The organism is Streptomyces sp. NPDC051020 (assembly GCF_040683105.1).
GTDB lineage: Bacteria > Actinomycetota > Actinomycetes > Streptomycetales > Streptomycetaceae > Streptomyces.
Genome location: NZ_JBFBCG010000058.1, coordinates 17,958 through 39,021 on the forward strand (window position 1 = coordinate 17,958; position 21,064 = coordinate 39,021).

Below are 21,064 nucleotides of genomic sequence, written 5' to 3' on the forward strand. Positions count from 1 at the left end.
ACCTTAGTGACGCAGTGCGACCACCGTCATTACATCTGAGCGGAAATTGAGCATAACGATCCGGCGGCAACCGGACACTCCGCGTGAACGGGACGTCGGGAGAGGTACCGGGGGCGTACCGGGTGCATAACGGAAACCCCGATGTAAGAGGAGGGCCCTTGACTGGCGTACCGGTCATCGGAGTGGATGCCCTGGTACGTGATGACGTGAAACACCTCGGTACGTGGAAGTGCCGGGAAGATGGACAGCCACCGGGGAGTGCGGGAAGCCTGCACCACGATGCGAAAGCGGAGAGGAAGGAGGGCCATGAGGCTGCTGCTCGTCGAGGACGACAACCACGTGGCGGCCGCCCTGTCCGCGGTGCTCGCCCGGCACGGCATCCAGGTCGTGCACGCGCGCAGCGGCGAGGAGGCCCTGAAGGCCCTGCTGCCGACGGAGGCAGAGCCTTTCGGTGTCGTGCTCCTCGACCTCGGACTGCCCGACCAGGACGGTTACGAGGTCTGCGGGAAGATCCGCAAGCGCTGTTCCATCCCTGTGATCATGGTGACCGCGCGGGCCGATGTCCGGTCGCGGATCCACGGCCTCAACCTCGGAGCGGACGACTACGTCGTCAAGCCGTACGACACCGGTGAACTCCTCGCGCGTATCCACGCGGTCAGCAGGCGCAACCCGGTCGGCGAGGACACGGCGCAGACGCCCGTCGCGGCACTGCGCCTCGGTCATGTTCACATCGAGCTGCCGACCCGCAGGGTCAGTGTCGACGGCGCCGAAGTCCAGCTCACCCGCAAGGAGTTCGATCTGCTCGCGCTCCTCGCCCAGCGCCCCGGCGTGGTGTTCCGCCGGGAGCAGATCATCAGCGAGGTGTGGCGCACGAGTTGGGAGGGAACGGGGCGCACGCTCGAAGTGCATGTCGCGTCCCTGCGTTCCAAACTGCGGCTGCCCGCACTGATCGAGACCGTGCGCGGGGTCGGCTACCGCCTCGTCTCCCCATCCGCGTAAAGGCGTACTGCCCCGGTGCGTACCCGTCTCCTCCCCCTGCTCATCATCCTTATGGCAGCCGTGCTGCTCGCGCTCGGCTTTCCGCTGGCCGTCAGCGTGGCCGCCGCCCAGCAGCAGGGCGTCGTGATCGACCGCATCGACGACACGGCACGCTTCGCCGCACTGGCCCAGTTCGTCACGGAACCGGCCGGCAGCAACGACGAACGGCGCCGCGTGCTCCAGTCGGAGCTGGAGACGTACGACTCGGTGTACGGAATCCGCGCCGGCGTCTTCTACCGCGACGACACCGCCATGGCGAAGGCACCGGCCGACTGGCAGCTCCCTGTCGAGGGGGCGGGCCGCGAGGCGTTCAGGGAGGCGCTCCTCGGGCGCCGCAGTCATGATCCGCCGCAGGTCTGGCCCTGGCAGCGCGGCCGGGTCGTCGTCGCCTCGCCCGTCGTACGGGACGGCGATGTGGTCGCCGTCGTCGTCCTCGACTCGCCCACCGGTGAGATGCGCACCCACACGCTGCGCGGCTGGTTGCTGATCGCAGCCGGCGAAGTGGTCGCGATGCTGGTGGCCGTCGGTGCCGCGATCCGGCTCACCGGCTGGGTCCTGCTGCCCGTCCAGACCCTGGACGCGGCGACCCACGACATAGCCGGCGGCCGGATGCGGTCCCGGGTGGTGGCATCGGGAGGTCCGCCGGAACTCAGACGCCTGGCCCGTTCGTTCAACGAGATGGCCGACAACGTCGAGGAAGTGCTGGAGCAGCAGCGCGCTTTCGTCGCCGACGCCTCGCACCAACTGCGCAACCCCCTCGCCGCGCTGCTGCTGCGCATCGAGCTCCTCGCCCTCGAACTCCCCGAGGGGAACAAGGAGATCGCCTCCGTACGCACGGAGGGAAAGCGTCTGGGGCAGGTCCTGGACGACCTGCTGGACCTGGCGCTGGCCGAGCATGCCGCGGCCGACCTCCAGCTCACCGACATCGGCGCGCTCACCGCGGAACGGGTGGCTTCCTGGCGCCCGTTCGCGGAGGAGAACGGTGTACGGCTGACAGCCGACGGGGCATCCGCCGTGACAGCCTGGGCGGACCCCATCGCGCTCTCCAGCGCCCTCGACGCCGTCATCGACAACGCGTGCAAGTTCACCCCCGCCGGTGAGGAGGTCCGTGTCACCGTCGCCGCCGGCCGCGACACCGTCACCGTGGCCGTCGCCGACCGCGGCCCGGGGCTCACCGATGAGGAACTGGAGCGGATCGGCGACCGGTTCTGGCGCAGCGCCCAGCACCAGAACGTGCAGGGGTCCGGTCTCGGGCTCTCCATCTCCCACGCACTGCTCGCCGCGGGCGGCGGCTCTCTCTCCTACGCCCCGCACGAGCCGCACGGACTGCGGGTGACGGTGGCAGTTCCGCGCAACGGTCCGAGCGGCTGACTCCGGTACCGGGTGCCGCGACGGCGCTCTCCGCCGGAGTGCGTCAGGGCTTGACGGACCGGTAGTAGCGTCTGGCCCCGTCGTGCAGCTGCAGCGGATCGGTGTAAATCGCTGTCCGCAGGTCCACCAACTGCGCCGCATGCACCTCGCGTCCGATGCGGTCCCGGCTGTCGATCACCGTCCTGGTGAACGCCTCGGTCATCGCCGGATCCGTGCGGTCCGTGGTGACCAGCACGTTGGCGACGGCCACCGTCGAGATGGCCGATCCCTGCTGGGCGTTGCGGTACGCGTCGGCGGGCATCACGGCCGAGCGGTAGTAGCGAGTGGGGCCGCCGCCGGCCCGCAGCCGCTTGATCAGCGATGCCTCCAGGGGCACGAGCCTGATCGGGAAGCGGTCCGACAGCTCCTGCACAGCGTTGGTGGGCAGCCCGCCGGACCAGAAGAAGGCATCGAGAAGACCGTTCTGCAACTGCGTCGGCATCGTGTCGATCCCGGCCGGGACCGGGGTGATGCCGTGCGTCGGATCAAGACCCGCGGCAGTCATCATCCGGTCGGCGACCAGACGCACGCCCGAACCCTCCTGCCCTACCCCGACCCGCTTGCCGGCGAGATCCGAGACCGTCTGTACGTCCGAGTCCCGGGGCACCACCAGCTGGATGTAGTCGTCGTACAGCCGGACACAGCCGCGCAGCCGGTCGGCCCCGGCCTTGCCATCCTGTAGATACGTGGCGAGGGCATCGGTCGTGGCGATGGTGAAGTCGGCCTTCCCGGTCGCCACCCGCTGGATGTTCTGCTGGGAGCCCTCGCTGGTCTGCAGTCGAATCGAGACCTTGGGCAGGTCCTTGGCGAGGGCTCCCTCGAGCCGCTCGCCGTAGCGCTGGTAGACCCCGCTGCGTACCCCGGTGCTGAAGGTCAGAGATCCGCTCGGCGGCGGATCCCCGAGCGGCAGCACCCACCACAGCACCAGCCCGAGAACGACGGCAACGACGGCGCCCCCCTGAAGGGTGCGTCGGCGGCCGATACGGGACAGTGCGTGGAGCATGGCGCGATCCTGCCAGCTCACTCCTCGTGATGGCCAGGGCCGGTCCTGTGGAAGAGAGGCCCTGGGTGTCCGTACGACCTCGTACCCTGGTGGACGAGATGAGCGAGGTAGAGGGTTTGAAAACGTACGAGGTGCGCACCTACGGGTGCCAGATGAACGTCCACGACTCCGAGCGGCTGTCGGGGCTGCTGGAGGGCGCGGGGTACGTACGTGCGCCCGAGGGCGCCGACGGTGACGCCGATGTCGTCGTCTTCAACACCTGCGCGGTGCGGGAGAACGCGGACAACAAGCTCTACGGCAATCTCGGCCGGCTTGCCCCGATGAAGACGAAGCGGCCCGGGATGCAGATCGCGGTCGGCGGCTGTCTGGCGCAGAAGGACCGCGACACGATCGTCCAGCGGGCCCCATGGGTCGACGTCGTCTTCGGAACGCACAACATCGGCAAGCTGCCGGTGCTTCTGGAGCGCGCCCGTATCCAGGAGGAGGCGCAGATCGAGATCGCCGAATCCCTGGAGGCCTTCCCCTCCACCCTCCCCACCCGCCGCGAGTCCGCCTACGCCGCGTGGGTCTCCATCTCCGTCGGCTGCAACAACACCTGCACCTTCTGCATCGTCCCGGCGCTGCGCGGCAAGGAGAAGGACCGCCGCACCGGCGACATCCTGGCCGAGATCGAGGCACTGGTCGCCGAGGGAGTCTCCGAGATCACCCTGCTCGGCCAGAACGTGAACGCGTACGGCTCCGACATCGGCGACCGCGAGGCCTTCTCCAAGCTGCTGCGCGCCTGCGGGAAGATCGAGGGCCTGGAGCGGGTCCGCTTCACCTCGCCGCACCCTCGCGACTTCACCGACGACGTGATCGCGGCGATGGCGGAGACGCCGAACGTCATGCCGCAACTGCACATGCCGATGCAGTCGGGTTCGGACACGATCCTGAAGGCGATGCGGCGCTCGTACCGGCAGGAGCGGTTCCTCGGCATCATCGAGAAGGTGCGCGCCGCGATGCCGGACGCCGCCATCTCCACCGACATCATCGTGGGCTTCCCCGGCGAGACGGAGGAGGACTTCGAGCAGACCATGCACGCGGTCCGTCAGGCGCGCTTCGCCAACGCCTTCACCTTCCAGTACTCCAAGCGCCCCGGAACCCCGGCTGCCGACATGGAGGGGCAGATCCCGAAGGAGGTCGTCCAGGAGCGGTACATGCGCCTGGCCGCCCTCCAGGAGGAGATCTCCTGGGACGAGAACAAGAAGCAGGTCGGCCGCACCCTGGAGATCATGGTCGCTGAGGGCGAGGGCCGTAAGGACGGCGCCACACACCGTCTCTCCGGCCGTGCTCCCGACAACCGCCTGGTCCACTTCACCAAGCCGGACGAGGAGGTGCGCCCCGGCGATGTGGTGACGGTCGAGATCACCTACGCCGCCCCGCACCACCTGCTCGCCGAGGGCGCGCCGCTCGGTGTGAGGCGGACCCGGTCCGGGGACGCCTGGGAGAAGCGCACGGTCGCCGAGGCCGTCAAGCCTGCCGGAGTGATGCTCGGGCTGCCCGGCATCGGCGCCCCGGCGCCGTTGCCGCCCGCGGCGGCTCCCGGCTGCGGGTGCGACTGACCTCGTAGGGCAAGGGGGCACGGACCCGCGGCCGGTACGCCGGGTCGCGGACCCGTGGCCGGAACGGACGGGGGGAAACGGGCGGAATCGGCTGACGCAGTACGCTGCCCAGCATGCTTGTCGCCGCAGCTGTCTGCCCCTGTCCGCCCGTGCTGGTACCCGAGGTCGCCGCAGGAGCCGCGCCAGAGCTCCTGGCCGCGAGGACCGCGTGCATCGATGCCCTGGGCGTGCTCGCCGCGGCCCGCCCCGACCTGCTGATCGTGATCGGGCCCGCGGATCCCGATGGCCGCGGGCCGCATTCCGAGGGGGCCCCGGGATCCTTCAAGGGCTTCGGCGTCGATCTCGACGTCCGGCTCGGGCTCGGAGGAGACCCCGGCGCTGCGGCGGTGCGCCCGCTCCCGCCGTCCCTCTCCGTCGCCGCGTGGCTGCTTGCCTGTGCGAAGTGGGCGGACGCGCCGATCGAGGGCCTGGGCGTGGGGGAGACGCTCGAAGCCGGGCGCTGCGCGAGCACCGGACGGGAGCTGGCGGCCAGGGCCCGCCGCGTGGCCATGCTGGTGATGGGCGACGGCAGCGCCTGCCGCACAGTCAAGGCCCCCGGCTATCTGGACGAGCGCGCCCTCTCGTTCGACATGGAGGTGTCACGGGCCCTGGGCGCCGCGGACCTCGCCGTGCTGAGTGCGCTGGACGAGTCACTGGCGTACGAACTGAAGGTGGCGGGCCGGGCGCCGTGGCAGGTGCTGGCGGGTGCGGCGGAAGGGGCCGGGCTGGGCGGGCGGCTGCTCTACGAGGACGCTCCGTACGGCGTCGGATACATGGTCGCCACCTGGTCCTGAGGACGGATCCGGCTGCTCTCGGACCGGGGTGGAGGGTTCCGGGCCGGGCACGCACGTGACGGCCGCGGAGCGATGCCGCTCCGCGGCCGTCCACCGTGATCAGGTCGAGGTGCCGAGGTCAGGAAGCCGGTGGCGGAGTACCGCCCTCGCCCCTGTGGGACAGACGGTCGATCGCATGCTTGGCCTTCTGCGAGCCGGACTCGATCTTGTCGCTGTACTTGCCCTTTGTCTTTTGATCGACCGTCCGTGCTGCCTTGTCGATTCCATGCTCGATCTTGTCCCCGTGCTGCTGCGCGAGGTCACCGACCTTGCCCTTCGCCGGACTCAGTTTGGCCTTCAGACTGTCCATGAAGCCCATCGGACACCTTCCCTGCTGGGGGACTACGTGCGGGCGCTGTCTCCGGCCGCGTTGTCCGCCGCTTCGTCGGCCGACTGCTGCTTCGGGATTTCCACGCCCTCGGAGGACTCCGACCCGGTGGACGTCACCGACTCGTCCACCGGCGCCCCGGACGCCGTCGCGGCGACCTCGGACGCCTCGTCCGTCGGTGCTGCGGCTTCCTCGGCCGACGTCTCGACCGCTCCGGAGGAGGAACGGCGAAACCATGAAAAAACACCCACATTTTCTCCATATTTTACTCGTGTGATCGAAATTCCGCGCCGCCCGGAGCGTCCCCTTGCGCCACTCGGGCTCTCGTCCGTCAGTCCCCGTCGGGCCTTCGGCCATCCGGCCGCCTGCCGGACGGGGGCCGGTCCGAACCGGCGCGCGACACCTCGGAACAGCAAACGACTCCGGCTTCGTGCCGTCACGTAGCCCATTCGGGGAGAGGGCCGGACATTTGCGAGACTGGGGCAGTGAGTAGTCCATCTCCCGCACCGCGGGTCATCGCCGTCGTCGGTCCCACTGCAGCCGGAAAGTCCGATCTGGGGGTATTCCTGGCCCAGCAGCTCGGTGGCGAAGTGGTCAACGCCGACTCCATGCAGCTCTACCGGGGGATGGATATCGGCACTGCGAAGCTGACGCTCGCCGAGCGTGGGTGCGTACCCCACCGACTGCTGGACATCTGGGACGTCACCGAGACGGCCAGCGTCGCCGAGTACCAGCGGCTGGCCCGAGCCGAGATCGACCGGCTGCTCGCCGAGGGCCGGACCCCGGTTCTGGTCGGCGGCTCCGGGCTGTACGTGAAGGGTGCGATCGACGCACTGGAATTCCCCGGCACGGACCCCGGCGTACGCGCCAGGCTGGAACAGGAACTGGCGGAGCACGGTTCAGGGCCGTTGCACGGCCGGCTCGCCGCCGCCGACCCCGAGGCGGGCCGGGCCATCCTGCCGAGCAATGGCCGCCGCATCGTCCGGGCCCTCGAAGTCATCGAGATCACCGGGAAGCCCTTCACGGCCAACCTCCCGGGTGGCGAAGCGGTCTACGACGCAATCCAGATCGGCGTCGACGTGGCCCGCCCCGAACTCGACGAACGCATCGCCCTCCGGGTCGACCGGATGTGGGAGGCAGGGCTCGTGGACGAGGTGCGCACACTGGAGGACCGCGGTCTGCGTGAGGGGCGCACCGCCTCCCGTGCGCTCGGCTATCAGCAGGTGCTCGGCGCACTGGCCAAGGAGTGCACGGAGGACGAGGCGCGCGCCGAGACGGTCCGCGCCACCAAACGCTTCGCGCGCCGTCAGGACTCCTGGTTCCGCCGCGACCCCCGCGTCCACTGGCTGAGCGGCGCCGAGGAGCACCGCGGGGAACTACCGCACCGGGCGCTGGCGTTGGTCGAACGAGCGGTTACAGCCTGATCACGTGATGGCATCGGGAAGCCCTGCCCGTCATTAAGGCGACCGGGAGCGTGCCATCATCGAGCATCGATCGACCAGGGAAGTCCGAGTTGGGAGGGCGCGTGGCGATGGAGGCCGGCCCTCGCGACACAGAACAAGACGCACCGGACACGCAGCACGAGGCGGGACGCCTGAGCCCTGACGGGCCCGACGAGCCCCAGGTGACCCCCGAGGTCGAGGTCGAGCTGCGGCCCGCGCGCCGTCTGAGGATCTGGCAGCTCGCTCCGATCGTCATGCTTGCCGCGGTCGGTTCTCTGATGTTCGCCTTCCCGCTCGCCTTCGAGTTCGGCGACGGGGGTGCGGTCGTCGCCATGCTCGGTCTGCTGATCAGCTGCTGCGCCGCGGGCTGGGGGATGATGGCCGCCCGCCGTGTCGGCCACACCTGGCCGGGCCTGCCGGCCCGGAGCTCGGGGGAGCGCCCCGACTGGCGGGTGATCGCCCTGTACGTGGCCGTGTGCGGCGCACTGGTCGCGCTGGCCATCTGGCGCGTGGCGCGACTGCGCTGAGTCCGGGCTCGCGCCTCCCGTCATCTGTCCGCAGCCGCGCCCCGTCCATCGTTCGGCCTGGCTTCGTCCGCTGTCGGCGCGACCTCGTACAGTTGCCCTGTGAGCACCTCGGAGATCCCCTTCCTCAAGGGTCACGGCACCGAGAACGACTTCGTGATCGTTCCCGACCCGGACAACACCGTCGACCTGCCCGCATCCGTCGTCGCCCGGCTCTGCGACCGACGGGCCGGTATCGGCGGTGACGGGCTGCTGCACGTCGTGCGGTCCGCCGCACACCCCGAGGCGCGGATCATGGCGGCCGACGCCGAGTGGTTCATGGACTACCGCAATGCCGACGGCTCGATCGCCGAGATGTGCGGCAACGGCGTGCGGGTCTTCGCCCACTATCTGCAGCGCGCCGGACTTGTCGAGGAGGGCGACCTCGCGGTCGCGACCCGCGGCGGCGTGAAGAAGGTCCATCTCGCCAAGGGCGGCGACATCACGGTCTCCATGGGGCGCGCCCAGCTCCCCGAGGACGGCGTCACGGTCACCGTGGACGGCCGCAGTTGGGACGCCCGCAACGTGAACATGGGCAACCCGCACGCGGTGGCCTTCGTCGACGACCTGGCACACGCGGGCAAGCTGTTCTCCGTACCGCCGTTCAGCCCTGCCGCCGTCTACCCCGACGGCGTCAACATCGAGTTCGTCGTGGACCGTGGACCGCGCCATGTGGCGATGCGGGTCCACGAACGCGGTTCCGGCGAGACCCGCTCCTGTGGCACCGGCGCCTGCGCCGTGGCCGTCGCCGCCGCCCGCAGGGACGGCGCGGACCCCGCCGAGACCGGCACCCCGGTCACGTACACCGTCGATCTGCTGGGCGGCACCCTTGTGATCACCGAGCGGCCGGACGGCGAGATCGAGATGACCGGAGCCGCTGTCATCGTCGCCGAGGGCAAGATCGATCCGGCCTGGCTCGAAACGGTGACCGGCTAGAGCTTCGCTCGAATGGGTGATCCGTTTCACGCTGAGCGAGAGCGGGACTCCGCCACGTGGTGGGGTCGGTAGCATCAAGCACCGGCCCGGAGGCGCGTCCGCACTTCCCCACCGCCGGTCGACGTTTGCCGGAGGTGCCCCCATGAGCGCAGAGGCCACCAACCCAGGTGCTCCCATCCGCAGACGAGGCCGTCCCCGGATCGATCTCCGCAGGCTCGGCCGCGTCGCCGTGCTCGGACCGGTCTCCCGTGACCGGCTGCCCGACGCGATCGGCCACGTCGCCGAGGCCCACCGGGCCCACTACCCGGACGCCGACCTCAGCGTCCTCCGCAAGGCCTACGTCCTGGCAGAGTCCTCCCACCGGGGGCAGATGCGCAAGAGCGGCGAGCCCTACATCACGCATCCGCTCGCGGTCACGCTGATCCTCGCCGAGCTCGGGGCCGAGACCACGACACTGACCGCTTCGCTGCTCCACGACACGGTCGAGGACACCGAGGTGACCCTCGATCAGGTGCGGGAACAATTCGGCGACGAGGTCTGCTATCTCGTCGACGGCGTCACCAAACTGGAGAAGGTCGACTACGGGGCGGCCGCCGAACCCGAGACGTTCCGCAAGATGCTGGTCGCCACCGGGGACGACGTCCGGGTCATGTCGATCAAGCTCGCCGACCGGCTGCACAACATGCGCACCCTCGGCGTGATGCGCCCGGAGAAACAGGCGAGGATCGCCAGGGTCACCCGTGACGTGCTGATCCCGCTCGCCGAACGGCTTGGGGTACAGGCGCTCAAGACCGAGCTGGAGGATCTTGTCTTCGCGATCCTCCATCCCGAGGAGTACGCGCACACCCGGGCACTGATCGCCGCGTCCTCGGCACCGGAATCCGGCTCCCCGGGAGCCACCGACGACCCCCTCTCCGCCGTCGCAGAGAACGTCAGAACCGTGCTGCGGGACGCGGACATCCCCGCAGACGTCCTCATCAGGCCCCGCCATTACGTCTCCGTGCACCGCGTCAGGATCAAACGCGGAGAGCTGCGCGGCACCGACTTCGGGCGGCTGCTCGTGCTCGTCGGCGAGGACGCCGACTGCTATGCCGTCCTTGGCGAGCTCCACACCTGCTTCACCCCCGTGATCTCCGAGTTCAAGGACTTCATCGCGGCCCCCAAGTTCAACCTGTACCAGTCGCTGCACACCGCTGTCGTGGGCGCCGGGGGAGCGGTCGCGGAAGTCCTCATCCGTACCCATCGGATGCACAAGGTCGCCGAGGCGGGCGTGATCGCCCTCGGCAACCCCTACATCGCGGACGGCACCTCCACGCTGCCGCAGGCCGAACCCGCGGACGGCGAGCGCGCCGACCCGACCCGGCCCGGCTGGCTCTCCCGGCTCCTCGCCTGGCAGCAGTCCGCCCCCGACCCGGACACCTTCTGGACCACCCTCCGCGCCGACCTCGCCGAGGACCGGGAGATCACGGTCTTCCGCACCGATGGCGGCACGCTCGGACTCCCCGCCGGCGCCAGTTGCGTCGACGCCGCCTACGCGCAGTACGGCGACGAGGCCCACAGCTGTATCGGGGCCCGGGTCAACGGCCGGCTCGCCACGCTCTCCACCGTGCTCAGCGACGGGGACACCGTGCAGCTGCTGCTGGCCGAGGACACCGCCTCCGGCCCCTCACCGGACTGGCTCGACCACGTCCGTACGCCCGCGGCGCGCATCGCCATCACCGGGTGGCTCGACGCCCACCCGGAGGGTGCCCAGGGGACGAACGGCAGCCAGCCCGCGGGCGGCAGGCCCGAGCGGCAGCCGGCCTACCTGTCGGACGCCGGAGCCAACCGGGCCGCACGCCGCGCCGCGACCGCCGTCGTAGACATGCCGGACGCCACCGTACGGCTCGCAGGCTGCTGCACCCCCGTACCGCCCGACGACGTCACCGGATTCACCGTGCGCGGCGGCGTCGTCACCGTGCACCGGCGAGAGTGTCCCGGGGTGGCCCGGATGCAGGCAGCGGGCCGGACGCCCGTCACGGTGGGCTGGGGCGACGCGGCGGAATGCCGGGTCACCCTGGTCGCCGAGTCCTTCGGCCGGCCAGGGCTGCTCGCCGATCTCACCGAGGCCATCGCGTCGGCGGACGCGGCGATCATCTCCGCCACCGTGGAACCGCCCAGCGAACAACGTGTTCGGCACACCTACACCCTGCAGCTCCCGGACGCCGCCGGACTGCCCGCACTGATGCGCGCGATGCGGGACGTACCGGGGGTGTACGACGTGAACCGTGCCCAGCACCCGGCCGCCGCCGTCTGAACCAGTCCTACGCGGCGCCCAGCTGTCCCGGCGACCTCGTTCGAGTGGCGCGGCGCGTGCCGCGCCCGTCCCTGTGCGGGTCGCTGATAGCCGTAGTCCATGCCGTTCATCCCCCGCCGCCTGCGGGCCGCCCTGCTGGCCACTGCATCGGCCACCCTCGTTGCCGCCACCCTGCCCTCACCCGTGCCGCTCGGCGTCGGAGATTCACTCTTCCCCACCCTCGGCAACCCGGGGTACGACGTCCTCTCGTACGACATCGGATTCACTTACCACGGCAGCAACAGCGAACCCCTGGACGCCGTCACCACGATCGACGCGCGGACCACCGAGCCACTGGACCGGATCAACCTCGACTTCACCCGCGGCACCGTCCGTTCCGTCGCGGTCAACGGCCTGCGCGCCGACTTCGCCGTCACGGGCGAGGACCTTGTCGTCGAACCCCCCGGCACGCTGGCCGCCGGAGTGCCGCTCCGGATCACCGTCCGGCACACCAGCGACCCCAGCGGCGACCAGGACAGCGGCGGCTGGCTGCGCACCTCCGACGGCCTGGCCATGGCCAACCAGGCCGACGCCGCGCACCGGGTCTTCCCCAGCAATGACCACCCCGCTGACAAGGCCTACTTCACCTTCCGGGTGACCGCCCCCAAGGACCTGACGGTGGTGGCCAACGGCCTGCCCGCCGGCACGGTCCGGCACGGCGCCTCGACCACCTGGACGTACCGGACCGAGCACCCCATGGCCACCGAACTGGCCCAGGTCTCCATCGGGCACTCGACCGTCCGGAAGCGGACCGGGCCGCACGGACTGCCGGTTCGTGATGTGGTGCCGGCTGCGGACGCTGCCCGCCTGGAGCCCTGGCTCAAGAAGACGCCCGGACAGCTGGAATGGATGGAGCGCCAGGTCGGCCGGTACCCGTTCGAGACGTACGGACTGCTGGTTGCCGACACGGAGACCGGTTTCGAGCTGGAGACTCAGACACTCACACTCTTCGAACGGACCCTGTTCACCAACACGGCATATCCCCAGTGGTACGTCGACTCGATCATGGTCCATGAGCTGGCCCACCACTGGTTCGGCGACAGCGTCTCCCCACAGACCTGGTCCGATCTCTGGCTCAGCGAAGGACATGCCAGCTGGTACGAGGCCCGCTACGCGGAGGAGCACGCCAAGAAGTCGCTGGAGAACCGGATGCGCGATGCCTATAACAGGTCCGACAGCTGGCGCGCGGTCGGAGGCCCGCCCGCCCGTCCCGCCGCGCCCTCGCCGGGACAGAAGATCAGCCTCTTCCGGCCCGTCGTGTACGACGGCAGCGCGCTGGTCCTCTACGCGCTGCGACAGGAGATCGGCAAGAGCTCGTTCGACCGGCTGGAACGCCGCTGGGTGAGGACGCACCGTGACTCCACCGCGACCACGGCGGACTTCGTCCGGCTGGCGTCAGAGATTGCGGGACGCGACCTGACCGCATTTTTCGACGGCTGGCTGTACGGCGAGAAGACCCCGCCGATGCCCGGGCACCCGGACTGGCGCGGCACGCAGCCCGCCGGACACCGGTAAATCCGGGTGACGGGGCCGTCCGGGCCATGCCACTATCGACGGGTCGCCGCGGCAGCCGGACCGGAGATTCTCCCGAGCGGGAATCATCCGGACAGGTCACGCGTTGTGACTGACGTAACGGACTTCCATCGACGTAAGGATCCAATGACCTCCTCTTCTTCCCTTCCCCAGGACGCGCAGAATGCGCAGAGTGCCACGGAGAACGTCACCGAGAGCCTCACCGAAAGCCTTCGGGCCAACGCCCTGATGGAAGAGGACGTCGCCTGGAGCCACGAGATCGACGGAGAGCGGGACGGCGAGCAGTTCGACCGCTCCGAGCGCGCGGCACTGCGGCGTGTGGCGGGCCTTTCCACAGAGCTTGAGGACGTCACCGAGGTCGAGTACCGACAGCTGCGCCTGGAGCGTGTGGTGCTGGTCGGCGTCTGGACCTCGGGGACCGTGCAGGACGCCGAGAACTCCCTCGCGGAGTTGGCGGCGCTCGCCGAGACGGCGGGTGCTCAGGTACTGGACGCCGTCTTCCAGCGGCGCGACAAGCCCGACCCGGCCACCTACATCGGCTCGGGCAAGGCGCTGGAGCTGCGTGACATCGTCCTCGAATCAGGAGCCGACACCGTCGTCTGCGACGGTGAGCTCAGTCCCGGCCAGCTGATCCATCTGGAAGATGTCGTCAAGGTCAAGGTGGTCGACAGGACCGCCCTGATCCTCGACATCTTCGCCCAGCACGCCAAGTCCCGAGAAGGCAAGGCGCAGGTCTCGCTGGCGCAGATGCAGTACATGCTGCCGCGCCTGCGCGGTTGGGGACAGTCGCTCTCCCGTCAGATGGGCGGCGGCGGTTCCAGCGGCGGTGGCGGCATGGCCACCCGTGGTCCCGGTGAGACCAAGATCGAAACGGACCGGCGCCGGATCCGCGAGAAGATGGCGAAGATGCGCCGGGAGATCGCGGAGATGAAGACCGGGCGCGAGATCAAGCGGCGGGAGCGCAAGCGCAACAAGGTGCCCTCGGTCGCCATCGCCGGTTACACCAACGCAGGCAAGTCGTCGCTGCTCAACCGGCTGACCGGGGCGGGCGTCCTGGTGGAGAACGCACTCTTCGCCACGCTCGACCCGACCGTGCGCCGGGCCGAGACGCCGAGCGGCCGGATCTACACCCTGGCCGACACCGTCGGGTTCGTTCGGCATCTGCCGCACCACCTCGTCGAGGCGTTCCGCTCCACCATGGAGGAGGTCGGCGAGTCCGACCTGATCCTGCACGTGGTGGACGGCTCGCATCCGGTTCCCGAGGAGCAGCTCGCCGCGGTGCGCGAAGTGATCCGCGAAGTGGGTGCGCTGGACGTGCCCGAGGTCGTGGTGATCAACAAGGCGGATGCGACCGACCCGCTGGTCCTCCAGCGTCTGCTGCGGAACGAGAAGTACGCCATTGCCGTCTCGGCGCGGACCGGGGCCGGAATCGACGAGCTGCTCGCGCTCATCGATGCCGAACTGCCCCGGCCGTCGGTCGAGATCGAGGCACTCGTCCCGTACACGCACGGCGGACTCATCTCCCGGGCGCACGCCGACGGCGAAGTGATCTCCGAGGAACACACCTCGGAGGGCACTCTCCTCAAGGCGTGGGTGCACGAGGAACTGGCCGCGGAACTCGCGCCGTTTGTGCCTGTGGCGCACTGACAGCACGACACAGTACGGACCGAAGGCCCGTTCCCTTGTGAGGGAGCGGGCCTTCGGGCGTGAACCGGACCGTGACTACTGGCCGACGAACTTGTCGCTCATCATGGTGAAGATCTCCTGCGCGCCCTGGCCCAGATGGGGTCCTGCGAGCCAGCCCGAAGTCACCGGGCCGATGGAGGTGTTGGAGACCAGCGCCAGCTTGCCGTCGGAGCCCTCACTGAACCAGCCGCCACCGGAGGAACCGCCGGTCATGGTGCAGCCGATGCGGTACATCGTCGGGGTGCTGGGGCTGATGGAGAGCCGGCCGGGACGGTCGATGCACTTGTGCATGATCAGACCGTCGTACGGGGCGGCGGCGGGGTAGCCCCAGGCGCCCATGGCGCTGATCTGAGAGATCTCGGGGGCGTCGAAATTGACCGGCAGGGCGTTGCCCACGGTCTCCTCAAGCGACTTGGTGCCGTTCTGCGGCTGCACGTGAAGCACGGAGTAGTCGTACGGGGCGCCCTCGCCACCGGTGGGGCCGCCATGGGCGATCCACTCTCCGGAGGTCGTGACCCAGTCGGCCCAGAACGCGCCGTACGGGGCGATCTCCTCGGACCGGGCGTTCTCCAGCGCGGCGGCGGACTTGCCCTTGTCGTTGTAGGCGGGCACGAAGACGATGTTGCGGTACCAGCCGCCCTTCGAACCGGCGTGGACGCAGTGTCCGGCCGTCCACACCAGGTTGGACCTGCCCGGGTTCTTCGGGTCCTTGACGACCGTGCCCGAGCAGACCATGGACCCCTCGGGGGAGTCGAAGAACACCTTGCCGACCGGGGCGGCGTGCTCGTGGTACGGCAGTTCCTCGGGCTCTGCCTTGACCGGTGCGGGCTCCGGGTCCGTGACGCCCTGGTCGCCGGAGAAGTCACTGGCCGCCATCGTCTTCGCCGGGTCCTTGGCGGACTTCATCCGCTCGGGCTTCCACAGCCCGTCGATCACCGGGTTGACGAAGTCCTTGGCCTCACGCAGCCACTTGTCCTTGTCCCAGTTCTTCCACTCGCCGTTCCTCCACTTCTCCGGGTCGACGCCGTGCTTCTTGAGCGTCTCGGTCAGATCGGCGGATATGCCGCCGGTGTCGTTGCCACCGGCGGATTCGGCGGCGGGCTTGCCGTCCGTCTTGTCCTCGCTCGGACCACATGCTGTGGCCGTCAGCGAGAGAGCGGCGACGAGGCCGGTCGCGACGAGCAGTGGTCGTACGGATCGCATGGAAAACTTCCCCCTGAAAGCAGAAAATGCCATGAACGCGTCATGCGGTTGCCAGGATCAGTGGCCACCCCGAGATGCAGGACCACCCTATGACGGTCCGGCGCATGCTTTCCGCCACCGAGGCGCCGCTCATAAGGGGGCCCCGGCGGACTGCTGTCGCGCCGAGGGCCCCCTGAGAAACCGTCACCGGCAAGGCTGCCGGTCATAGTTCGTGTGGGCTACTGTCCCGCGTACTTCTTGCTGACCGCGTCGTAGACGCCCTTGGCCTCCTTGCCGAGGCGCGGCCCTGCCAGCCAGCCGGCCGTGACCGGGCCGATGGACGTGTTCGACACCAGTGCGGGCTTGCCGTCCTGGCCCGCCGCGACCCAGCCACCGCCGGAGGAGCCGCCGGTCATGGAGCACCCGATGCGGTACATCGTCGGGTCTGCCTCGGTGAGCGAGAGGCGGCCCGGCTTGTCCTTGCACTGGAGCATCTTCTGGCCGTCGTACGGCGGAGCGGCCGGGAAGCCGGTTGCGGTCATGCTGTCGATCTTCGGCACGGCCGGGGCGTTGAACTCGACAGGCAGCGCCGAACCGACCGTCTCCTCGAGGGACTTCCCGGTCGAGCCCTTCTCCGGGGCCACATGCAGGACCGCGAAGTCGTACGGGGCTCCCTGGCCACCGGTGGGGCCGCCGTCGGCGATCCACTGGTCGGACGTCTGCGCCCACTGCCCCCACCACACGCCAAAGGGAGCGATCTTCTCCTTGGGCGCGTTCTTCAGCTCGGCGAGCGACAGGCCGCTGTTGTTGTACGACGGCACGAAGGCGATGTTGCGGTACCAGCCGCCCTTCTGGCCCGCGTGCACACAGTGCCCGGCGGTCCACACCATGTTGGACTTTCCGGGATTGGCCGGGTCCTTCACCACGGTTGCGGAGCAGACCATGGAACCCTCGGGGCCGTCGAAGAAGAGCTTCCCCGACTCTGCGGCACTGCCGTGGTACGGCGACTGCACATTCGTGGCCCGGACCAGCACGGGCGTCGGGTCCGTCACACCCTTGTCACCCGAGATGTCGTTGTCGACCGGTTGCTCGGGTGCCTTGTCGGCTTCTCGCATACGGTCCGGGTCCCAGAGGCCCTCGATGATCGGGTTGATGAAGTCCTTGGCCTCTCGCAGCCACTTGTCCTTGTCCCAGTTCTTCCACTCGCCGTTCTTCCACTTGTCGAGGTCGACTCCGTGTTCCTTGAGCCGGTCCCGCAGATCATCCGGAATAGCGATCTTGTTGTCCGAGGTCAGCCCGGCGGAGTTGCTCGGCTCGGCATTCGCACCGTCCTCGCTCGGCCCGCAGGCGGTGGCCGTGAGCGCGAGAACGGCGGTGACCGCGGCCCCCGCGAGCACGGATGAGGGCCTGCGGCGTGTGCTCTTCCCCGGACGGGCGGTGAGAACTGGTCGAATCGGTCGCATGCGGTGATCCCCCTGGGACTTCGTAACTCAGCACTTCTGCAGTGCATTTGGGCACTGTTCCGAACGTTCCGCACCATCCGGTGATGGTGCCCGGAGTGTCGGCACGGCCCCCACTATGCCGGTGCCGGTGGTGACGGTACGCAGCAGGTCCACGGTTCCGCCTCCGCAGGGATCTTCCGATTACCCGTGATCCCCTGCGCCCGGCGTCGTTGGTACGTACGAGGGACTTACGGGCAGCATTCAACGCCGCAGTCCGTCCTTGCGGAAACGTACTGACGTGCAACGCAACTGTTACAGCGGGAGGACCAGAAGCCGTGGCCGTGACCGAACCAGCTCCGGTGGCACCGCCCGCGGTGCACGAGGGAATCCTGCGCCGCCAGTCGCTGCGCGAATCGGCCGCTCGCACTTACGCGCGGTCACTGCCGATCGTGCCGGTGCGGGCGCGCGGGCTGACCATCGAAGGTGCGGACGGACGGCGCTATCTCGACTGTCTCTCCGGAGCCGGCACGCTGGCGCTCGGACACAACCATCCGGTGGTTCTGGAGGCGATCAAGAAGGTCATCGACTCGGGTGCGCCGCTCCACGTCCTCGACCTCGCGACCCCGGTCAAGGACGCGTTCACCACGGAACTGTTCGCCACACTGCCACGGCAGTTCGCGGACAACGCCCGTATCCAGTTCTGCGGACCGGCCGGCACGGACGCCGTCGAGGCGGCCTTCAAGCTGGTCCGGTCCGCGACCGGGCGCAGCGGACTCCTGGCTTTCACCGGCGCCTACCACGGGATGACGGCGGGAGCCCTTGCGGCCTCGGGCGGAGCCGAGGACGTCAGCGTGACCCGACTTCCCTTCCCGCTGCAGTACCGGTGCCCATTCGGCATCGGTGGCGAACGCGGCGCCGACATCGCCGCCCGGTGGACCGAGAGCTTGCTGGACGATCCCAAGAGCGGAGCACCCGCGCCGGCCGGAATGATCCTCGAACCGGTGCAGGGGGAGGGCGGTGTGAACCCCGCCCCCGACGGCTGGATGCGCCGGATGCGTGAGATCACCGCGTCCCGATCCATTCCCCTGATCGCCGACGAGGTCCAGACCGGCGTCGGCCGGACCGGTGCTTTCTGGGCAGTCGAGCACAGCGGGATCACCCCTGATGTGATGGTGCTCTCGAAGGCCATCGGTGGTTCCCTCCCACTTGCAGTGATCATTTACCGCTCCGAGCTGGACACCTGGCAACCGGGCGCCCACGCCGGCACATTCCGCGGCAACCAACTCGCGATGGCCGCCGGCACGGCCACCCTTGCCTACGTGCGCGAGAACCGGCTCGCCGAGCACGCCGCGTCGCTCGGCGCCCGTATGCTCGCCCGCCTCCGCACGTTGGCCACCGATCACCCGTGCGTCGGAGACGTCCGCGGGCGGGGGCTGATGATCGGGGTCGAACTCGTCGACCCCGAGTCCGCCCCGCTCACCGGCGGTACCGGAGGTGCCACCGAGCCATCGCCCGATCCGGTCCTCGCCGCCGCTGTCCAGCAGGAATGCCTCCGACGCGGCCTCATCGTCGAACTCGGCGGACGCCACTCCACCGTCGTACGCCTGCTCCCTCCCCTCACACTCACCGACGAACAGGCAACGGCGGTCGTCGACCGCCTCGCCGACGCCCTGGCAGCCGCTGAACGCTCGCCGCATCGCCGAATCGCGACCGGGTCGACCTACTGACCCCGGACACCCTCACAAGGAAGACCGCCGTGAACCCCACCCCCGCGCCCGCGCCCGAGGCCGACGGCGCTCCCGTCGGCCAGCAACGAGGCCAGTCCGTCCTCGTCGGCCGAGTGGCAGTCGAGCAGACGACGGTGCCGCGCCAGATGGCAGCCCTCCATGGCGAGCGGTGCACTCCGCAGGCACCTCCCGCCGGCGCAGGAACGGCCGATCCTCTCGACCACCCGGACCCGCTCCGGGCCGCAGACGCATCAGGCGTCGAGAACCTGCTGCGCTGCTGGGTCCGCGAGAACGATCTGTCCCGACCCGACGGGAACGCTCTACGCATCCCGCTTCCCGCCAGCGGCACCGCCCTGCTCGTCCCCGTCCTCTATTGGTCCGCCACGGGATGGCACCGCTTCGGCCCGCCCAACCTGGAGCACGCGCCCGACGAGGCGCCGACCACCGATGCCGTCACCGTCGCCGCCCTCCTGGGCCGAGAGGCAGACCGCGACGAAGGTGCCGACATGGTGGCCAGGGTCGCCGACTCCGTACGCCGTACAGCCGGTTTCATCGCCGAGCGACGCCGCACACCCGTACCTCCCGCCGACGCGGACCTCTTCCTCACCGCTGAGCAGTCGCTTTTGCTGGGTCACCCCCTGCACCCCAGCCCCAAGAGCCGCGAAGGCATCTCCGAGACCGAATCCCGTCTCTACTCACCTGAGTTGCACGGCTCTTTCCCGCTGCACTGGATGGCTGTGGACCGTTCCCTGCTGGCCACCGAGTCCTCCTGGACGGACGGAGGCCGTCCCGTCCCCGCCGAAGGCCTCGTCGCCTCCCACGCCGACGGACTGCACCTCCCCGCCAACGCGGCACCGCTACCGCTCCACCCCTGGCAGGCCCGGGAACTGAGCAGCCGTCCGGACGTCGCGGCCCTGCTCGAAGCCGGTCTTCTCCATGACCTGGGACCGCACGGCGAGCCCTGGCACCCCACCTCCTCCGTCCGTACCGTCCATCAGTCCGGTGCCGATGTCATGCTCAAGCTCTCCCTCGGTGTACGCATCACCAACTCCCGTCGTGAGAATCTCCGCAAGGAACTCCACCGGGGCGTGGAGGTCCACCGGCTGCTCCGCAGTGGACTCGCTGCGCAGTGGCACGCTGTCCACCCTGGCTTCGACATCGTTCGCGACCCGGCTTGGCTCGCCGTCGACACACCGGGTGGCGATCCCGTCCCCGGCCTCGACGTCATGCTGCGCCACAACCCCTTCGGCCCGTACGACGATGCGGTGTGCATCGCCGGGCTGACCTCCCCGCGCCCCTGGGCCGACCGGCCAGGCATGCAATCGCGCCTCGCCGACATCGTCTTCCGCCTCGCTGCCACCACCGGCAGATCCAAGGGAGCCGTTGCCGCCGAGTGGTTCCTGCGCTACCTCGACCGGGTCGTGCGCCCCGTGTTGTGGCTCGATGCCACAGCAGGCGTTGCCCTCGAAGCCCACCAGCAGAACACGCTGGTGCTGCTCGACGCCGCCGGCTGGCCCATCGGGGGTCGATATCGGGACAATCAGGGCTATTATTTCCGCGAATCGCATCGCCAGGCACTTGAGCAGAGGCTCCCCGGCATCGGAACCTTCAGCGACACCTTCGTCTCTGATGCGGTCACTGACGAGCGCTTCGCCTACTACTTGGGCATCAACAACATCTTCGGTCTGATCGGGGCCTTCGGCGCCGAGCATCTCGCCGATGAACGCGTGCTCATCGCCGGCCTCCGCCGGTTTCTCGGCGGTGTCATCGACCTCGGCTCCCCGCTTCCCGCGCAACTGCTGCAGAAGCCGCACCTGCGGTGCAAGGCCAACATGCTGACCCGGCTCCACGGTCTCGACGAACTCGTCGGCCCCGTCGACACTCAGTCCGTCTATGTCACCATCGCCAACCCCCTGTACGCCTGAAGGAACATGATTACCGCCTGAACCACTGAACCGCTGAGAGG

Annotated in this window: 17 protein-coding genes; 12 read left to right on the forward strand and 5 right to left on the reverse strand. The window is 69.3% G+C overall.

Annotated elements, in window-relative coordinates:
* Positions 1-306 precede the first annotated feature (306 nt).
* Both AB0N06_RS27150 and AB0N06_RS27155 read left to right on the forward strand, forming a co-directional pair.
* Entirely contained in the window at positions 307-999 is a 693-nt protein-coding gene (locus tag AB0N06_RS27150; protein WP_366137290.1) for a response regulator transcription factor, read from the forward strand.
* Between the two features lie 15 nt (positions 1,000-1,014).
* Positions 1,015-2,409 (forward strand): HAMP domain-containing sensor histidine kinase, encoded by a 1,395-nt coding sequence (locus tag AB0N06_RS27155; RefSeq protein ID WP_366137292.1) that lies wholly within the window; start codon positions 1,015-1,017, stop codon positions 2,407-2,409.
* 43 nt (positions 2,410-2,452) lie between these two features.
* On the opposite strand, the gene AB0N06_RS27160 is transcribed toward AB0N06_RS27155, so the two are convergent.
* The gene (locus AB0N06_RS27160; protein WP_366137293.1) at positions 2,453-3,451 is read right to left on the reverse strand and encodes a TAXI family TRAP transporter solute-binding subunit; all 999 of its coding nucleotides are present in this window, start codon (positions 3,449-3,451) and stop codon (positions 2,453-2,455) included.
* A gap of 98 nt (positions 3,452-3,549) precedes the next feature.
* On the opposite strand from AB0N06_RS27160, the gene miaB reads away from it, so the two are divergent.
* Both miaB and AB0N06_RS27170 read left to right on the forward strand, forming a co-directional pair.
* Positions 3,550-5,052, forward strand: coding sequence for a tRNA (N6-isopentenyl adenosine(37)-C2)-methylthiotransferase MiaB (gene miaB / locus AB0N06_RS27165; protein WP_366137294.1), 1,503 nt, complete (start codon positions 3,550-3,552; stop codon positions 5,050-5,052).
* Positions 5,053-5,165: 113 nt separating this feature from the next.
* Positions 5,166-5,885 (forward strand): class III extradiol dioxygenase subunit B-like domain-containing protein, encoded by a 720-nt coding sequence (locus AB0N06_RS27170; RefSeq protein WP_366137295.1) that lies wholly within the window; start codon positions 5,166-5,168, stop codon positions 5,883-5,885.
* A gap of 118 nt (positions 5,886-6,003) precedes the next feature.
* Here the strand turns inward: AB0N06_RS27170 and AB0N06_RS27175 are convergent, their stop codons facing one another.
* Positions 6,004-6,243, reverse strand: coding sequence for an antitoxin (locus tag AB0N06_RS27175; RefSeq protein ID WP_366137296.1), 240 nt, complete (start codon positions 6,241-6,243; stop codon positions 6,004-6,006).
* A gap of 23 nt (positions 6,244-6,266) precedes the next feature.
* Entirely contained in the window at positions 6,267-6,503 is a 237-nt protein-coding gene (locus tag AB0N06_RS27180) for a hypothetical protein (protein WP_366137297.1), read from the reverse strand.
* A 234-nt stretch (positions 6,504-6,737) separates the two neighbouring features.
* Between AB0N06_RS27180 and miaA the strand changes: the two genes are divergently transcribed.
* The 6 genes from miaA to hflX all read left to right on the forward strand — a co-directional run bounded on the left by miaA (position 6,738) and on the right by hflX (position 14,708).
* Positions 6,738-7,676 carry a tRNA (adenosine(37)-N6)-dimethylallyltransferase MiaA gene (gene miaA, locus AB0N06_RS27185; protein WP_366137298.1) on the forward strand — a complete coding sequence of 313 codons (939 nt, stop codon included), beginning with the start codon at positions 6,738-6,740 and terminating at the stop codon, positions 7,674-7,676.
* Between the two features lie 107 nt (positions 7,677-7,783).
* The gene (locus AB0N06_RS27190) at positions 7,784-8,221 is read left to right on the forward strand and encodes a hypothetical protein (RefSeq protein WP_366137318.1); all 438 of its coding nucleotides are present in this window, start codon (positions 7,784-7,786) and stop codon (positions 8,219-8,221) included.
* Between the two features lie 99 nt (positions 8,222-8,320).
* Complete coding sequence (dapF, locus tag AB0N06_RS27195) at positions 8,321-9,193, forward strand: diaminopimelate epimerase (RefSeq protein ID WP_366137299.1); 873 nt, start codon at positions 8,321-8,323, stop codon at positions 9,191-9,193.
* Positions 9,194-9,335: 142 nt separating this feature from the next.
* Entirely contained in the window at positions 9,336-11,489 is a 2,154-nt protein-coding gene (locus AB0N06_RS27200; protein WP_366137300.1) for an HD domain-containing protein, read from the forward strand.
* Between the two features lie 99 nt (positions 11,490-11,588).
* Positions 11,589-13,043 (forward strand): M1 family metallopeptidase, encoded by a 1,455-nt coding sequence (locus AB0N06_RS27205; RefSeq protein WP_366137301.1) that lies wholly within the window; start codon positions 11,589-11,591, stop codon positions 13,041-13,043.
* A gap of 144 nt (positions 13,044-13,187) precedes the next feature.
* On the forward strand, positions 13,188-14,708 hold the full coding sequence (hflX, locus tag AB0N06_RS27210) for a GTPase HflX (RefSeq protein WP_366137302.1): 1,521 nt from the start codon (positions 13,188-13,190) through the stop codon (positions 14,706-14,708).
* A gap of 75 nt (positions 14,709-14,783) precedes the next feature.
* Here hflX and AB0N06_RS27215 read toward each other — a convergent pair whose 3' ends face one another.
* Entirely contained in the window at positions 14,784-15,950 is a 1,167-nt protein-coding gene (locus AB0N06_RS27215) for a hypothetical protein (RefSeq protein WP_366137303.1), read from the reverse strand.
* A gap of 218 nt (positions 15,951-16,168) precedes the next feature.
* Positions 16,169-17,392 (reverse strand): hypothetical protein, encoded by a 1,224-nt coding sequence (locus tag AB0N06_RS27220; protein WP_366137304.1) that lies wholly within the window; start codon positions 17,390-17,392, stop codon positions 16,169-16,171.
* 314 nt (positions 17,393-17,706) lie between these two features.
* On the opposite strand from AB0N06_RS27220, the gene AB0N06_RS27225 reads away from it, so the two are divergent.
* Entirely contained in the window at positions 17,707-19,098 is a 1,392-nt protein-coding gene (locus tag AB0N06_RS27225; protein ID WP_366137305.1) for a diaminobutyrate--2-oxoglutarate transaminase family protein, read from the forward strand.
* A gap of 29 nt (positions 19,099-19,127) precedes the next feature.
* A complete protein-coding gene (locus tag AB0N06_RS27230; RefSeq protein ID WP_366137306.1) occupies positions 19,128-21,023 on the forward strand; it encodes an IucA/IucC family protein in 1,896 nt (631 codons plus the stop codon).
* Positions 21,024-21,064: the final 41 nt, after the last annotated feature.

Bases quoted from the DNA above. Each gene is read 5' to 3' on its own strand.
- AB0N06_RS27150 (WP_366137290.1), top strand. From the start codon at position 307: ATGAGGCTGCTGCTCGTCGAGGACGACAACCACGTGGCGGCCGCCCTG.
- AB0N06_RS27160 (WP_366137293.1), bottom strand. From the start codon at position 3,451: ATGCTCCACGCACTGTCCCGTATCGGCCGCCGACGCACCCTTCAGGGG.
- miaB (WP_366137294.1), top strand. From the start codon at position 3,550: ATGAGCGAGGTAGAGGGTTTGAAAACGTACGAGGTGCGCACCTACGGG.
- AB0N06_RS27170 (WP_366137295.1), top strand. From the start codon at position 5,166: ATGCTTGTCGCCGCAGCTGTCTGCCCCTGTCCGCCCGTGCTGGTACCC.
- AB0N06_RS27175 (WP_366137296.1), bottom strand. From the start codon at position 6,243: ATGGGCTTCATGGACAGTCTGAAGGCCAAACTGAGTCCGGCGAAGGGC.
- AB0N06_RS27190 (WP_366137318.1), top strand. From the start codon at position 7,784: ATGGAGGCCGGCCCTCGCGACACAGAACAAGACGCACCGGACACGCAG.
- AB0N06_RS27200 (WP_366137300.1), top strand. From the start codon at position 9,336: ATGAGCGCAGAGGCCACCAACCCAGGTGCTCCCATCCGCAGACGAGGC.
- AB0N06_RS27205 (WP_366137301.1), top strand. From the start codon at position 11,589: ATGCCGTTCATCCCCCGCCGCCTGCGGGCCGCCCTGCTGGCCACTGCA.
- hflX (WP_366137302.1), top strand. From the start codon at position 13,188: ATGACCTCCTCTTCTTCCCTTCCCCAGGACGCGCAGAATGCGCAGAGT.
- AB0N06_RS27215 (WP_366137303.1), bottom strand. From the start codon at position 15,950: ATGCGATCCGTACGACCACTGCTCGTCGCGACCGGCCTCGTCGCCGCT.
- AB0N06_RS27220 (WP_366137304.1), bottom strand. From the start codon at position 17,392: ATGCGACCGATTCGACCAGTTCTCACCGCCCGTCCGGGGAAGAGCACA.